Here is a 14,146-nt window from a genome sequence, read left to right on the forward strand (position 1 = left end):
CAACGACTGCGCCTCTATTAATGAAGCGCAACGCGCCGCCGCACACGTTTGCTCGACGCCATTGGGCTCTGTTCAGCGAATCGGTGCCGCTGTAAGACACAGGCGTGGCCACGGAATTCAGCGCCTGTTTATAAATGCTCAGGCCAACGGTCCATTGAGCAACGGCACGAACCGCACCGCTCCCAGGACGTGTCGCGAAAAACCGTGTTCTTCGCGCACGATCAGCATCAATTGCTGGACTTCACCGGCGCCCACGGGAATGACCAGCCGCCCACCAGGGGCGAGCTGATCCAGCAGGGCCTGGGGCACGTCGGTGGCCACGGCGGTCACGATGATGCCGTTGTAGGGCGCCAAGGCCGGCCACCCTTCCCAGCCATCGCCCCAACGAAACACCACGTTGCGCAGGTTCAGCTCCACCAGGCGTTCCTTGGCGCGATCCTGCAGCACCTTGATCCGCTCGACGGAAAACACCCGCTCGACCAGTTGCGACAACACCGCCGTCTGGTAACCCGAACCGGTGCCGATCTCCAGCACCTTGTCCAGCGGCCCGGCCTCGAGCAGCAACTCGCTCATGCGGGCCACCATGTAAGGCTGGGAAATGGTCTGGTTGTGGCCGATGGGCAACGCCGTGTCTTCATAGGCGCGATGGGCCAGGGCTTCATCGACGAACAGGTGCCGCGGCGTGCGGCGAATCACTTCCAACACCTGGGCGTTGGACAGCCCCTCTTCGTAGAGGCGCTGGATCAATCGTTCACGGGTCCGCTGGGAGGTCATGCCAATCCCGCGGCGCATCATATCGTCTTGCTCACGAGCCATCAGCGCAGCCCCTCCAGCCAGCCATCGAGACTTCGAAAGGCGTCATTGAAGGTGCGGTCCAACTGCAACGGCGTGATCGAGACATAACCTTGCATCACTGCATGGAAGTCGGTGCCCGGCCCGCCGTCCTCGGCATCCCCGGCGGCGGCGATCCAGTAGCCGGCCTTGCCGCGTGGGTCGACCACGTGCATGGGCCTGGCAGCGCGGGCGCGGTGGCCCAGGCGCGTGAGCTGGATGCCACGGATATGATCGAGCGGTAGATTCGGGATATTCACGTTCAGCACCGTACGTGGCGGCAGGTCCAGCGCACCATGGGCTTCGACCAATTTACGGGCGAAGTAGGCGGCGGTCGGCAAGTTGTCGACCTGGCGTGAAACAAAGGAAAAGGCGAACGACGTGTTTCCCAGGAAGCGACCTTCCAGGGCAGCGGCGACTGTCCCGGAATAAAGCACGTCATCCCCCAGGTTGGCGCCCAGGTTGATGCCCGACACCACCATGTCCGGTGCTCGTTCCAGCAACCCGTTGATACCCAGGTGCACGCAATCGGTCGGGGTCCCGTTGAGGCTGATGAAACCGTTATCCAGATAGCAGGGGTGCAACGGACGGTCGAGCGTCAACGAGCTGCTGGCGCCGCTTTTGTCCTGGTCCGGAGCGATGACCACGCACTCGGCAAAATCCGCCAGCGCAGCATAAAGCGCGGCAAGACCGGGTGCTGTCACCCCGTCGTCGTTAGAAATCAGAATACGCATGGGCTGTCCGTCTGCCCCACCGGCACCAGATCAACGAGTTCGCGCACCAAGACAGTGGCGAAACATCCGGCCGGCAGGACGAATTCCAGTTGCAGAATGTCAGGCTGGGGATAATGCCACGACAGCCCGCCAATGGGCAGTCGCAGGATGCGACGTTCGTGACTCATTCCAGCGTTTATCAACCAGTCCCGCAGATCGGCCTCGCCCTCGGCGATGGCCTGTTCCAACTCAAAGGTCGCGCCGGCGGCAGGCGATGGTCCCTCGCCCCACTGCGGCCCGGTCGGATGCAGGTCGAGTATGGCCAGGCGCGGATCGCTGCATTCAGCCTCACCGGCGGGGAAAAAACTGCGGCTGTCGGTGAAGGCCAGCAAGTCGCCGACCTGTGCCTGTTGCCAGGTGCCATCGGCGACCCGCGCCGCCAACACCCGGTTGAACAGGAAACTGCGGGCGGTGGACAACAATCGCGAGCGCACGTTGCGCTGTTCCGGCAAGGCCTTGCGCACGGCCCAGGCACGGGCATCGGCGACATTGCCGCCGTCATGGCCAAACCGTTGGGCGCCGAAATAATTGGGGATGCCCTGGCGCATGATCTGTTGCAGCCGCGCCTCGATGGCGGCCACGTCCCCCTTGAACTGGGTCAGGCGCAGGGTGAAGCCATTGGCCGAGTGCGCACCGCGTTGCAGCTTGCGTCGATGCCGGCCGGTCTTGAGGATCTTCAGCGTGTCGTTCTGCGCCGCCGACAGGTCGGGATCGGCCTTGCCCGGCAGTTGGACGCTGAACCACTGGCGGGTCAGGGCCTGGCGGTCCTTGAGCCCGGCGTAGCTGACGGTGCGCAACGGCACGCCGGCGGCCTTGGCGATGCGCCGGGCGGCCTCTTCAGTGTTCAGGCCGCGCTTTTCCACCCAGATCCACAAATGCTCGCCATCGTCCGTCAATGGGATATCGAGCACTTCGTCGACCTGGAAATCCTCAGCGGTGGCCTTGAGGACCGCACTGCCCAGCGATGGGCCGTAGGCACGCGGTCCCAACAGTTCCAGTTCGGTCATGGGCGCAGCAACAAGGCAACGGAATGGACGGCGATGCCTTCTTCACGGCCGACGAAGCCAAGCTTTTCGGTGGTGGTGGCCTTGACGTTCACTTGGTCCAGCTCAACTTGAAGATCCTCGGCGATCAGGCGACGCATCGACTCGATGTGCGGCGCCATCTTGGGCGCCTGGGCGACAATGGTGTTGTCGACATTGCCGACTTTCCAGCCCTTGGCATGGATCAGCGCGACCACATGACGCAGCAGCACGCGGCTGTCGGCGCCCTTGAATTGCGGGTCGGTGTCGGGGAAGTGCTTGCCGATGTCACCCAGCGCCGCGGCGCCGAGCAAGGCATCGCTCAAGGCATGCAGCAGGACATCACCGTCAGAATGCGCGAGCAGCCCGAAGCCGTGTGCGATCCGCACGCCGCCCAGAGTAATGAAGTCGCCTTCAGCGAAACGGTGAACATCGTAGCCGTGGCCAATACGCATAAAAAAACGCCCCGATTTTTGTCAGGGCGTGATTCTACCTGCATTAGGCGTTTAGAGCGCGCGCATGATGCTGCAAGTGGTCGTCAATGAAGCTGGCGATGAAGAAGTAGCTGTGGTCGTAGCCCGGTTGCAGGCGCAACTCCAACGGATGGCCGGCGGACTTGGCCGCCTGTTGCAAGGCTTCGGGCTTGAGCTGGTTGGCCAGGAAATCATCGCGATCGCCCTGGTCCACCAGCAATGGCAGCTTCTCCTGCGCCTCGGCAATCAATGCACAGGCATCCCATTCCCGCCACTTCGAGCGGTCTTCTCCCAAGTAACGGGAGAACGCCTTCTGGCCCCATGGGCAATCCATTGGATTGTTGATCGGCGAAAAGGCCGACACCGAACGGTAACGCCCCGGGTTGCGCAAGGCGCAGACCAGCGCACCGTGGCCGCCCATGGAGTGGCCACTGATGCCGCGTTTGTCAGAAGCCGGGAAATGCGCTTCGACCAGCGCCGGCAATTCCTGCACCACGTAGTCATGCATCCGATAGTGCCGCGCCCACGGATCCTGCGTGGCGTTCAGGTAAAAGCCCGCCCCCAGGCCGAAGTCCCAGGCATTGTCCGGATCGCCCGGCACGTCGGCACCACGAGGGCTGGTGTCCGGCGCGACGATGATCAGGCCCAGCTCGGCGGCCATGCGCTGGGCGCCGGCCTTTTGCATGAAGTTCTCGTCGGTGCAGGTCAGCCCGGACAGCCAATACAGCACCGGCAACTTGCCGCCCTGCTCGGCTTGCGGTGGCAGGTACACGGCAAACACCATGTCACAACCCAGCACCTCGGAACGGTGCCGGTAGCGCTTGTGCCAGCCGCCGAAGCTTTTCTGGCAGGAAATGTTTTCCAGACTCATGACCGACCTCAGAAATGGATAACGGTGCGGATGCTCTTGCCTTCATGCATCAGGTCGAACGCCTTGTTGATATCTTCCAGGCCCATGGTGTGGGTAATGAAGGTATCCAGCGGGATCTCGCCCTTCTCGGCCATTTCCACGTAGCTTGGCAATTCGCTGCGCCCGCGTACGCCGCCAAAGGCCGAACCGCGCCACACGCGCCCGGTCACCAACTGGAATGGACGGGTAGCGATTTCCTGCCCGGCCCCGGCCACGCCGATGATCACCGACTCACCCCAGCCCTTGTGGCAGCATTCCAGCGCAGCGCGCATCAACTGCACATTACCGATGCATTCGAAGGAGAAGTCCACGCCGCCATCGGTCATGTCGACGATGACTTCCTGGATCGGACGGTCGAAATCTTTCGGGTTGACGCAATCGGTGGCGCCCAGTTGCTTGGCGATTTCGAACTTGGCCGGGTTGATGTCGATGGCGATGATCCGCGCGGCCTTGGCCTTCACGGCGCCGATCACGGCCGACAGGCCGATGCCGCCCAGGCCGAAGATCGCCACGGTGTCACCCGGCTTGACCTTGGCGGTGTTGAGCACCGCGCCGATGCCCGTGGTGACGCCACAACCCAGCAGGCAGACTTTTTCCAGCGGCGCTTCTTTTGGGATCTTCGCGACGGAGATTTCCGGCAGCACGGTGTACTCGGAGAACGTCGACGTGCCCATGTAGTGGAAAATCGTCTCGCCTTTGTAGGAAAAACGCGAAGTGCCATCCGGCATCAGGCCTTTGCCCTGGGTGGCGCGAATCGCCTGGCAGAGGTTGGTCTTGCCCGACTTACAGAATTTGCACTGGCCGCACTCCGGTGTGTACAGCGGGATCACATGGTCACCCACCGCCACCGAGGTCACGCCCTCGCCGATGGCTTCGACAATGGCACCGCCTTCATGGCCCAGGATCGACGGGAAGATCCCTTCCGGGTCGGCGCCCGACAAGGTGTAGGCGTCGGTGTGGCAGACACCGGAAGCCACCACGCGCAACAGCACCTCGCCCGCCTTGGGCATGGCGACGTCGACTTCAACGATTTCCAGGGGTTTCTTGGCCTCGAAGGCAACGGCAGCGCGCGACTTGATCATTCGGGTACTCCAGCAAATAAATACAAGACCGGGAGTGTAATCCTCCGCCGGACAATGAATAATCCAGCCAAAAGCAAAACATTATTGCTGCACAGGGATAATCCTTCATGTCCGATAACCGCTGGGAAGGCATCGACGAATTTGTGGCCGTGGCCGAATGCAGCCAATTCACCGCCGCCGCCGAGCGTCTCGGGGTTTCGTCCTCCCATATCAGTCGACAAATCGTACGGCTCGAAGAGCGTCTACAGACACGCTTGCTCTACCGCAGCACCCGCCGGGTGACCCTGACCGAAGCCGGACAAACTTTTTTGCAGCATTGCCAGCGTCTGCAGGATGGACGCGAAGAAGCACTGCGAGCCGTCGGCGACCTGACCAGCGAACCCAAGGGCATGCTCCGCATGACCTGCGCCGTGGCCTATGGCGAACGGTTTATCGTGCCACTGGTGACGCGGTTCATGGGGCTCTACCCGCAGTTGCGGGTCGACATCGAGCTGAGCAATCGCCCGCTGGACCTGGTGCACGAGAGCCTGGACCTGGCGATTCGCCTGGGTCGCTTGCAGGACTCCCGTCTCGTCGCCACGCGCCTGGCCCCCCGGCGCATGTACGTGTGCGCCTCACCCTCTTACCTGGAACGCTACGGCCGGCCCCACAGCGTGTCGGAACTGAGCCGCCACAATTGCCTGATCGGCAGCTCCGACATCTGGCAACTGGAGCAGAACGGGCGGGAATTTTCCCAACGGGTGCAGGGAAACTGGCGTTGCAACAGTGGGCAAGCGGTGCTCGATGCGGCGCTGCAAGGGGTGGGGTTGTGTCAGTTGCCGGATTATTACGTGCTGGAGCATCTGCACAGTGGTGCGTTGATCTCGCTGCTGGAAGCCCATCAGCCGCCGAATACGGCGGTGTGGGCGTTGTATCCACAGCAGCGGCATCTGTCACCGAAGGTGCGCAAGTTGGTGGAGTATTTGAAGGAGGGGTTGGCGCAGCGGCCGGAGTATCGGGGGTGACAGTGAATTTTATGTTGCCTGAACGATTGCTATCGCGAGCAAGCTCGCTCCCACAGGGTCTTATCGTCGAATGATGGGCACCGGTCCCCATTGTGGGAGCGAGCTTGCTCGCGATGGCGCCAGCCCAGATGCTGAAGATCTAACGAGGGAACAGATCCCGCTCAATGCCGATTCGCCCAACGCTGGCGCAACCACTCCAGGTCTTCCGGCCGGGTAATCTTGATGTTATCCGCTCGCCCCTCGATCAACCTAGGCGCCTGCCCCGCCCACTCCAGGGCGGACGCTTCGTCGGTGATCACCGCATCCGCCACCAGGCTGTCAGCCAACGCCCGATGCAAGGCACCGAGGCGGAACATCTGCGGCGTGTAGGCTTGCCAGATCACGCTGCGATCAACGGTTTCCAGCACGCGGCCATGCTTGTCGACGCGCTTGAGGGTGTCGCGCGCCGGAACGGCCAGCAGGCCGCCGACCGGGTCGTTCGCCAACTCGCTGAGCAGCGTGTCCAGGTCGTCCCGGCTCAGGTTGGGCCGTGCGGCATCGTGGACCAACACCCAATCGTGATCGTCGGCGCCCTGCCCGTGCAGATGCAGCAAGGCATTGAGCACTGAATCGGAACGTTGCTCGCCACCGTCGACACGCTGGATGCGTGTGTCGCTGGCGCAGGCCAGGGTCGGCCAGTAAGGATCATCGTGTGCAAGGCTGACCACCACACCCTTGACGGTGGGATGGTCGAGGAAACAGCCGAGGCTGTGTTCGAGAATGGTGCGTCCGCCCAGTTGCAGGTATTGCTTGGGACGGTCGGCGGCCATCCGGGCGCCAACGCCCGCGGCAGGAATCACGGCCCAGAAGGCCGGCAAACGCATACTCATTGGGCCAACTGGTAGAGGGTTTCGCCCTCCTTGACCATGCCCAGTTCATGTCGAGCCCGCTCTTCAACGGTCTCCATGCCTTTTTTCAACTCAGTCACTTCGGCGTCCATCACCCGATTACGCTCCAGCAACGCCTCGTTTTCGGCGTGTTGGTCGGCAATTTGCTGAGTCAGGTCGGCCACTTGCGCCAAGCTGCCATTGCCCACCCACAGGCGGTACTGCAGGCCGGCCAGCAACAGGAGCAAGACAAGAAACAACCAATTGGGACTGCGCATCGAATATCAGGTATCCAGTGAAAAAAGACCGCCATGCCAAACTTTGAAGCGTCTGATAGCACGAAGCCTGGAAAAACCAGGCTTGTGCTTGATAAGGCATCAGATTAGAGGGAAAAGCGCCGCCATGGCGACTTTTCCGACCTAAGCCGCTGTCTTTTTACCATTTACCGCTTAACCGCGAAACTCGGCACGACCGTTGTACTTGGCCTTGCCATTCAATTGCTCTTCGATACGCAGCAATTGGTTGTACTTGGAAACGCGGTCGGAACGGCACAGCGAACCGGTCTTGATCTGGCCCGCCGCAGTGCCCACGGCCAGGTCGGCAATGGTCGAGTCTTCGGTTTCACCGGAGCGGTGGGAGATCACGGCGGTATAGCCCGCGGCCTTGGCCATCTGGATGGCTTCCAGGGTTTCGGTCAGGGTGCCGATCTGGTTGAACTTGATCAGGATCGAGTTGGCGATCTTCTTGTCGATGCCTTCTTTCAGGATCTTGGTGTTGGTCACGAACAGGTCGTCACCCACCAGCTGGGTCTTCTCGCCGATCTTGTCGGTGAGGATTTTCCAGCCAGCCCAGTCGGACTCGTCCAGGCCGTCTTCGATGGAGATGATCGGATAACGTTCGGTCAGGCCCTTGAGGTAGTCGGCGAAACCTTCGGCGGTGAACACCTGGCCTTCGCCGGACAGGTTGTACTTGCCGTCTTCGAAGAACTCACTGGCGGCGCAGTCCAGGGCCAGGGTCACGTCGGTACCCAGCTTGTAGCCTGCGTTGGCCACGGCTTCGGAGATCACTTTCAGCGCGTCTTCGTTGGACGCCAGGTTCGGTGCGAAACCGCCTTCGTCGCCAACGGCAGTGCTCAGGCCACGGGCCTTCAGCACGGCCTTGAGGTGATGGAAAATCTCGGTGCCCATGCGCAGGCCTTCGGAGAAGGTCTTGGCGCCAACCGGCTGCACCATGAACTCCTGGATGTCGACGTTGTTATCGGCATGCTCGCCGCCGTTGATGATGTTCATCATCGGCACCGGCATCGAGTAGACACCCGGGGTACCGTTGAGGTTGGCGATGTGCGCGTACAGCGGCAGGTCCTGGTCCTGGGCAGCGGCCTTGGCAGCGGCCAGGGACACGGCGAGGATAGCGTTGGCGCCCAGGGAGGCTTTGTTCTCGGTACCGTCGAGCTTGATCATCGCGTGATCGAGGGCTTTCTGGTCGGCAGGGTCCTTGCCCAGCAACAGGTCGCGGATCGGACCGTTGATGTTGGCGACGGCTTTGAGCACGCCCTTGCCCAGGTAACGGCTCTTGTCGCCATCACGCAGCTCCAGCGCTTCGCGCGAGCCAGTGGAAGCACCGGACGGCGCGCAGGCGCTGCCGATGATACCGTTGTCGAGAAGCACGTCCGCTTCAACAGTGGGGTTGCCACGGGAGTCGAGAACTTCACGACCTTTGATGTCGACGATTTTTGCCATTGTTGTAAACACTCCAAAGTTGACTAGAACGTTGCAGAAAACTTGCTCACGCTCAGCTGCGATGCAGCCTAGAGCCTGGATGGGGAGCGCTTCGCGCTCCAGCGGGAGCAAGCTCCCTCGCCACAAGGAGCAAGGCTTGCCGACGATGAGCCCTGAAGGACACCATCGCAAGCCATGCTCCCACAAGAGCAGTGCGGCCAGCGGGCCAGAGCGATAATCGAGCGGTACTTTACCGGAGAAAACCGCGTTACGCGGTTTCTATCGTCGGAAAACCCTTGACCAGCTCGTCCAATGCCTTGAGCTGAGACAGGAAAGGTTCCAGCTTGTTCAAGCGCAAGGCACAAGGGCCGTCGCACTTGGCGTTGTCCGGATCGGGGTGGGCCTCGAGGAACAGGCCGGCCAGGGACTGGCTCATGCCCGCCTTGGCCAGGTCGGTGACCTGGGCGCGACGACCGCCGGCGGAATCGGAGCGACCACCGGGCATCTGCAAGGCGTGGGTCACGTCGAAGAACACCGGGTACTCGAACTGCTTCATGATGCCGAAGCCGAGCATGTCCACCACCAGGTTGTTGTAGCCGAAGCTCGAGCCACGCTCGCAGAGGATCAACTGGTCATTGCCGGCCTCTTCGCACTTGCTCAGGATGTGCTTCATTTCCTGGGGCGCGAGGAACTGGGCTTTCTTGATGTTGATCACCGCACCGGTCTTGGCCATCGCCACCACCAGGTCGGTCTGGCGCGACAGGAAAGCCGGCAACTGGATGATGTCGCAGACCTCGGCGACGACCGCGGCCTGGGCAGGCTCGTGGACGTCGGTGATGATCGGCACGCCAAAGGCTTGCTTGATGTCCTGGAAAATCCGCATGCCCTCTTCCAGGCCCGGGCCACGGTAGGACGTCACGGACGAACGGTTGGCCTTGTCGAAGCTGGCCTTGAACACGTAAGGGATACCCAGTTTCTGGGTCACCTTCACGTACTCCTCGCAGACCTGCATCGCCATGTCGCGGCTTTCCAGCACGTTCATGCCGCCGAACAGCACCATGGGCTTGTCGTTGGCAATCTCGATGTCGCCGACGCGGATGATCTTCTGGGCCATCGTCTTATGCCTTTTTCTGGTGTTGAGCCAACGCGGCCTTCACGAAACCGCTGAACAACGGATGACCGTCCCGAGGCGTGGAGGTGAACTCGGGGTGGAACTGGCAGGCGACGAACCATGGATGGTCCGGGGACTCGACCACTTCCACCAGCGCGCCGTCACCGGAACGACCGGAGATTTTCAGGCCGGCCTCGATCAGTTGCGGCAGCAGGTTGTTGTTCACTTCGTAGCGATGACGGTGACGCTCGACGATCACATCCTTGGCGTAGCAATCGTGCACCTTGGAGCCGGCTTCGAGCAGGCATTCCTGGGCGCCCAGACGCATGGTGCCGCCCAGGTCCGAACTTTCGGTGCGCACTTCCACGGCGCCGGTGGCATCTTCCCACTCGGTGATCAGGCCCACGACCGGATGGCCGCTGGCGCGATCGAACTCGGTGGAGTTGGCGTCCTTCCAGCCCAGCACGTTACGGGCGAACTCGATGACCGCCACTTGCATGCCCAGGCAGATGCCCAGGTAAGGCACCTTGTTTTCGCGAGCGTATTGCACCGCGGTGATCTTGCCTTCCACGCCCCGCAGGCCGAAGCCGCCCGGCACGAGGATCGCATCGGCGCCTTCGAGCAGGCCGGTGCCCTGGTTCTCGATGTCTTCGGAATCGATGTAGCGCAGGTTGACCTTGGTGCGGTTGCTGATACCGGCGTGACTCATCGCCTCGATCAACGACTTGTAGGCGTCCAGCAGTTCCATGTACTTGCCGACCATGGCGATGGTGACTTCGTGCTCCGGGTTGAGCTTGGCATCGACCACGGCGTCCCATTCGGAGAGGTCGGCGCTGGCGCATTGCAGGCCGAAACGCTCGACGACGAAATCGTCCAGGCCCTGGGAGTGCAGGATGCCCGGGATCTTGTAGATGGTATCGGCGTCTTCCAGACCGATGACCGCGCGCTCTTCAACGTTGGTGAACTGGGCGATCTTGCGACGCGACGAGATGTCGATCGGGTGGTCGGAGCGGCAGATCAGCACGTCCGGCTGCAGGCCGATGGAGCGCAGTTCCTTGACCGAGTGCTGGGTCGGCTTGGTCTTGGTTTCGCCGGCGGTGGCGATGTACGGGACCAGGGTCAGGTGCATCAGCATCGCGCGCTTGGCGCCGATTTCGAAACGCAACTGGCGGATGGCTTCGAGGAACGGCTGGGACTCGATATCGCCCACGGTCCCGCCGATTTCGACCATCGCCACGTCGGCGTCGCCGGCACCCTTGATGATGCGGCGCTTGATTTCGTCGGTGATGTGCGGGATGACCTGGATGGTCGCGCCCAGGTAGTCACCACGACGCTCCTTGCGCAGCACGTGTTCGTAGACACGGCCGGTGGTGAAGTTGTTGTTCTGGGTCATGGTCGTGCGGATGAACCGCTCGTAGTGGCCCAGGTCCAGGTCGGTCTCGGCGCCGTCGTGGGTGACGAACACTTCACCGTGCTGGAACGGGCTCATGGTGCCCGGGTCGACGTTGATGTACGGGTCCAGCTTGAGCATGGTGACCTTAAGTCCCCGCGCCTCCAGGATGGCCGCCAATGAAGCCGAGGCAATGCCTTTCCCCAATGAAGAAACAACACCGCCCGTGACGAATATGTAGCGCGTCATGAAAAACCCTAGAAGTCTGCGTTAAAGCGGTCCGAGCCGCCGGGGAAAGCGAAGGAAGGCCGAAGCCCCCGATCACCTGCATTAATCACAGTGCACCTTTCAAAAAAACCGCCGCGTTGGGACAGACCGGAAGTGAAATCACCGGTACGTTGCTCGCTACACATTTTTTGGAATCGCCCAGCAAAGACTGCTTGGTAATCGGCAACTCCTGCAATTCAGGCGAATCCACAGAAGTTGTATCAAGAAGGGAGCGTAGTCTACCGGAAAGCCCCTTTCAGCTCAAACCCAGATCTTGGTTTCCTGGCGTCCAGATCAATCGCCAACTGCCATCAGCTTGTGCATCGAGCCCGGCCAGGTTGGCCACCGCCAGCAATCGCTCGCCTTGATAAAGCAGCGGCAATCGGCCGCGAACAAACGCCGGCACACCCTTTTCATTGAGCAAACGCTTGAGATCACGATGACCACGACCCGCTAGCGCCAGCACCTCGCCGCCTTGACGATAGCGCACGCTAAGCGGCCCCGCAGGCGGCTGGCCGATAAGCGCCACCCGACCGTTGCCCGGCAAGGGCAGCGGCAGCGCCGGATCCGCCCAGTCGACGGGGCCTGGCAGCGAACATAGCCAGTGGTCGGATAACCACCAGACCCGCCCGGCGGCCCGGTGCAGCTCGCCGCCGGCCAGACGCCAGATTGGCCGGGCATCGTCCGCGGCATCGCGCAACGAGTCCCAGCCGGCCCAGTGATCGCTGTCGGGCAGCAGGGTCAGTGGCGCCAGCCAGTGGCTCAATGCGTTGCGCTGACGGGCCGGCGACAACGCCCGCAATGGCGCCAGCACCAGCGATTGCAGCCCAAGCCAGTCGAACGCATCTGACGTCGCGGCCTGGGCCAAGTCGATCCGCGCCAAGTCGTCCAGCAAGCCTTGGGCTTCGCCCATGTGCGCAGCACTTCGGGCCAAGGTCGCCGAGGCTTGCGGCCAGTGCTCGGCCAGCACTGGAAAAACCCGCTGGCGCAGGTAGTTGCGCGCGTACCGGTGATCATCGTTGGACGGGTCGTCGATCCAGCTCAAGCCCTGTTGCGTCGCATAGGCTTGCAGCTCGGCACGGGGCACCTCGAGCAAGGGCCGCAGCAGATGCCCCAGCCCCAAAGGCCGCTGCCGTGGCATCGCCGCCAGGCCCCTCACCCCTGCCCCCCGCAGCAGGCGAAACAACAAGGTTTCGGCCTGGTCATCACGATGCTGGGCGGTGAGCAGCACTTCATTGCCCTGGAGGGCCGCCACGAACGCGCCATAACGTGCCTCCCGGGCGGCACGCTCGATACTGGCGCCAGGGCGCACTTGCACATTCACCACCTCCAGAGTCACACCAAGGGCTCCACAGACCGAACGGCAATGATCCGGCCACGCCTCGGCCACTGCCTGAAGGCCGTGATGCACATGGATAGCACTCAGCGCGGGCAGGGCGTGGTGTCGTGAGAGGGTGGCGAGCAGGTGCAGCAGGACGGTGGAGTCGAGGCCGCCGGAGAAGGCGATGCGCCAGGTGGCGGCGTTGCGCCAGGGGGATAGCTGTGTGAGGAGCCGGGTTGGCAGGTCGATCCTGGGCTGATTCATAGAAACTGGCCTTCACACCAATCAAATGTGGGAGCGAGCTTGCTCGCGATGGCGGTGTATCAGTCAACTTATCTGTTGAATGTTAAACCGTTGTCGCGAGCAAGCTCGCTCCCACACAGGGGTACAGCGCTTGGATCAGAGACCGTAGCTCATCAACCGCTCGTAGCGACGGGCCAGCAGCGCGTCGTTGTCGAATTTCTTGAGCATCGACAGTTGGGAACTCAGCTCGGCGCGGATCAGTGCCGCCGCCGCAGCCGGGTCGCGGTGGGCGCCGCCCACGGGTTCGTTAATCACTTTGTCGACGATGCCCAGGCCTTTGAGACGCTCGGCGGTAATGCCCATGGCCTCGGCGGCATCCGGCGCCTTCTCGGCCGTTTTCCACAGGATCGAGGCGCAGCCTTCCGGCGAGATCACTGCGTAAGTGGAATATTGCAGCATGTTCAACTGGTCGCAGACACCGATGGCCAACGCACCGCCGGAACCACCCTCGCCAATCACGGTGGCGATGATCGGGGTTTTCAGGCGTGCCATGACGCGCAGGTTCCAGGCAATCGCTTCGCTCTGGTTGCGCTCTTCGGCGTCGATGCCCGGGTAGGCGCCCGGGGTGTCGATGAAGGTCAGGATCGGCATCTTGAAGCGCTCGGCCATTTCCATCAGGCGGCACGCCTTGCGGTAGCCTTCCGGACGCGGCATGCCGAAATTGCGGCGCACCTTCTCGCGGACTTCGCGGCCTTTCTGGTGACCGATCACCATCACCGGCTGGTCTTCCAGGCGGGCGACACCGCCGACGATCGCGGCGTCGTCGGAGAAGTGACGGTCGCCATGCAGCTCATCGAACTCGGTAAAGATGTGCTCGATGTAGTCCAGGGTGTAGGGACGACGCGGGTGACGTGCCAGGCGGGCGATCTGCCAGCTGGTCAGCTTGCCGAAGATGTCTTCGGTCAGCGTGCGGCTTTTGTCCTGCAGACGAGAGATTTCATCGCCGATATTCAGCGAATTGTCATTACCGACCAAGCGCAACTCTTCGATCTTGGCTTGCAGGTCGGCGATCGGCTGTTCGAAATCAAGAAAATTCGGGTTCATAGGCGTCCGTCTTGGGTCGACGTCCAAGAGA

The 14,146-nt window shown here is 62.1% G+C and carries 14 protein-coding genes; 1 reads left to right on the forward strand and 13 read right to left on the reverse strand.

From position 1 onward, the window contains the following. Positions 1–138: 138 nt before the first annotated feature. Genes BLU85_RS07580 through BLU85_RS07605 form a run of 6 tightly spaced genes read right to left on the reverse strand, consistent with a single transcriptional unit; the run spans position 139 to position 5,091 of the window. Complete coding sequence (locus tag BLU85_RS07580; protein WP_161796107.1) at positions 139–774, reverse strand: protein-L-isoaspartate(D-aspartate) O-methyltransferase; 636 nt, start codon at positions 772–774, stop codon at positions 139–141. Between the two features lie 41 nt (positions 775–815). After that, complete coding sequence (gene surE, locus BLU85_RS07585) at positions 816–1,565, reverse strand: 5'/3'-nucleotidase SurE (protein WP_092165870.1); 750 nt, start codon at positions 1,563–1,565, stop codon at positions 816–818. Continuing rightward, positions 1,553–2,611: a tRNA pseudouridine(13) synthase TruD gene (truD, locus tag BLU85_RS07590; RefSeq protein WP_092202177.1), complete on the reverse strand. Its 1,059-nt coding sequence runs from the start codon at positions 2,609–2,611 to the stop codon at positions 1,553–1,555. Before truD ends, surE begins: the two co-directional genes overlap by 13 nt. Then, positions 2,608–3,081, reverse strand: coding sequence for a 2-C-methyl-D-erythritol 2,4-cyclodiphosphate synthase (ispF, locus tag BLU85_RS07595; RefSeq protein WP_072408310.1), 474 nt, complete (start codon positions 3,079–3,081; stop codon positions 2,608–2,610). Before ispF ends, truD begins: the two co-directional genes overlap by 4 nt. 43 nt (positions 3,082–3,124) lie before the next feature. After that, positions 3,125–3,970: an S-formylglutathione hydrolase gene (fghA, locus tag BLU85_RS07600; protein ID WP_092202179.1), complete on the reverse strand. Its 846-nt coding sequence runs from the start codon at positions 3,968–3,970 to the stop codon at positions 3,125–3,127. An 8-nt stretch (positions 3,971–3,978) separates the two neighbouring features. Further along, positions 3,979–5,091: an S-(hydroxymethyl)glutathione dehydrogenase/class III alcohol dehydrogenase gene (locus tag BLU85_RS07605; RefSeq protein WP_060738985.1), complete on the reverse strand. Its 1,113-nt coding sequence runs from the start codon at positions 5,089–5,091 to the stop codon at positions 3,979–3,981. A gap of 107 nt (positions 5,092–5,198) precedes the next feature. Between BLU85_RS07605 and BLU85_RS07610 the strand changes: the two genes are divergently transcribed. After that, the gene (locus BLU85_RS07610; RefSeq protein WP_092202181.1) at positions 5,199–6,095 is read left to right on the forward strand and encodes a LysR substrate-binding domain-containing protein; all 897 of its coding nucleotides are present in this window, start codon (positions 5,199–5,201) and stop codon (positions 6,093–6,095) included. 161 nt (positions 6,096–6,256) lie between these two features. On the opposite strand, the gene ispD is transcribed toward BLU85_RS07610, so the two are convergent. The 7 genes from ispD to BLU85_RS07645 all read right to left on the reverse strand — a co-directional run bounded on the left by ispD (position 6,257) and on the right by BLU85_RS07645 (position 14,115). Then, complete coding sequence (gene ispD, locus BLU85_RS07615) at positions 6,257–6,964, reverse strand: 2-C-methyl-D-erythritol 4-phosphate cytidylyltransferase (protein ID WP_092202183.1); 708 nt, start codon at positions 6,962–6,964, stop codon at positions 6,257–6,259. After that, entirely contained in the window at positions 6,961–7,239 is a 279-nt protein-coding gene (gene ftsB, locus BLU85_RS07620; RefSeq protein WP_003184873.1) for a cell division protein FtsB, read from the reverse strand. Before ftsB ends, ispD begins: the two co-directional genes overlap by 4 nt. A gap of 171 nt (positions 7,240–7,410) precedes the next feature. Beyond that, positions 7,411–8,700 carry a phosphopyruvate hydratase gene (gene eno, locus BLU85_RS07625; RefSeq protein WP_063322753.1) on the reverse strand — a complete coding sequence of 430 codons (1,290 nt, stop codon included), beginning with the start codon at positions 8,698–8,700 and terminating at the stop codon, positions 7,411–7,413. Between the two features lie 247 nt (positions 8,701–8,947). Next, positions 8,948–9,793 (reverse strand): 3-deoxy-8-phosphooctulonate synthase, encoded by an 846-nt coding sequence (gene kdsA / locus BLU85_RS07630; RefSeq protein ID WP_053152762.1) that lies wholly within the window; start codon positions 9,791–9,793, stop codon positions 8,948–8,950. 4 nt (positions 9,794–9,797) lie between these two features. Then, positions 9,798–11,429, reverse strand: a complete 1,632-nt coding sequence (locus tag BLU85_RS07635; RefSeq protein WP_058542194.1) for a CTP synthase — start codon at positions 11,427–11,429, stop codon at positions 9,798–9,800. 274 nt (positions 11,430–11,703) lie between these two features. After that, complete coding sequence (gene tilS / locus BLU85_RS07640; protein WP_092202185.1) at positions 11,704–13,032, reverse strand: tRNA lysidine(34) synthetase TilS; 1,329 nt, start codon at positions 13,030–13,032, stop codon at positions 11,704–11,706. Between the two features lie 135 nt (positions 13,033–13,167). Continuing rightward, complete coding sequence (locus BLU85_RS07645; protein ID WP_047701999.1) at positions 13,168–14,115, reverse strand: acetyl-CoA carboxylase carboxyltransferase subunit alpha; 948 nt, start codon at positions 14,113–14,115, stop codon at positions 13,168–13,170. Between the last annotated feature and the right edge of the window lie 31 nt (positions 14,116–14,146).

Source organism: Pseudomonas sp. NFACC14 (assembly GCF_900106885.1).
Taxonomy (GTDB): domain Bacteria; phylum Pseudomonadota; class Gammaproteobacteria; order Pseudomonadales; family Pseudomonadaceae; genus Aquipseudomonas; species Aquipseudomonas fluorescens_AA.

Excerpts from the sequence above, each read along its gene's own strand:
- kdsA (WP_053152762.1), bottom strand. The coding sequence starts at position 9,793 with ATGGCCCAGAAGATCATCCGCGTCGGCGACATCGAGATTGCCAACGAC.
- truD (WP_092202177.1), bottom strand. The coding sequence starts at position 2,611 with ATGACCGAACTGGAACTGTTGGGACCGCGTGCCTACGGCCCATCGCTG.
- surE (WP_092165870.1), bottom strand. The coding sequence starts at position 1,565 with ATGCGTATTCTGATTTCTAACGACGACGGGGTGACAGCACCCGGTCTT.
- BLU85_RS07605 (WP_060738985.1), bottom strand. The coding sequence starts at position 5,091 with ATGATCAAGTCGCGCGCTGCCGTTGCCTTCGAGGCCAAGAAACCCCTG.
- BLU85_RS07580 (WP_161796107.1), bottom strand. The coding sequence starts at position 774 with ATGACCTCCCAGCGGACCCGTGAACGATTGATCCAGCGCCTCTACGAA.
- ftsB (WP_003184873.1), bottom strand. The coding sequence starts at position 7,239 with ATGCGCAGTCCCAATTGGTTGTTTCTTGTCTTGCTCCTGTTGCTGGCC.
- fghA (WP_092202179.1), bottom strand. The coding sequence starts at position 3,970 with ATGAGTCTGGAAAACATTTCCTGCCAGAAAAGCTTCGGCGGCTGGCAC.
- BLU85_RS07645 (WP_047701999.1), bottom strand. The coding sequence starts at position 14,115 with ATGAACCCGAATTTTCTTGATTTCGAACAGCCGATCGCCGACCTGCAA.
- BLU85_RS07635 (WP_058542194.1), bottom strand. The coding sequence starts at position 11,429 with ATGACGCGCTACATATTCGTCACGGGCGGTGTTGTTTCTTCATTGGGG.
- ispF (WP_072408310.1), bottom strand. The coding sequence starts at position 3,081 with ATGCGTATTGGCCACGGCTACGATGTTCACCGTTTCGCTGAAGGCGAC.
- BLU85_RS07610 (WP_092202181.1), top strand. The coding sequence starts at position 5,199 with ATGTCCGATAACCGCTGGGAAGGCATCGACGAATTTGTGGCCGTGGCC.
- ispD (WP_092202183.1), bottom strand. The coding sequence starts at position 6,964 with ATGAGTATGCGTTTGCCGGCCTTCTGGGCCGTGATTCCTGCCGCGGGC.
- eno (WP_063322753.1), bottom strand. The coding sequence starts at position 8,700 with ATGGCAAAAATCGTCGACATCAAAGGTCGTGAAGTTCTCGACTCCCGT.
- tilS (WP_092202185.1), bottom strand. The coding sequence starts at position 13,032 with ATGAATCAGCCCAGGATCGACCTGCCAACCCGGCTCCTCACACAGCTA.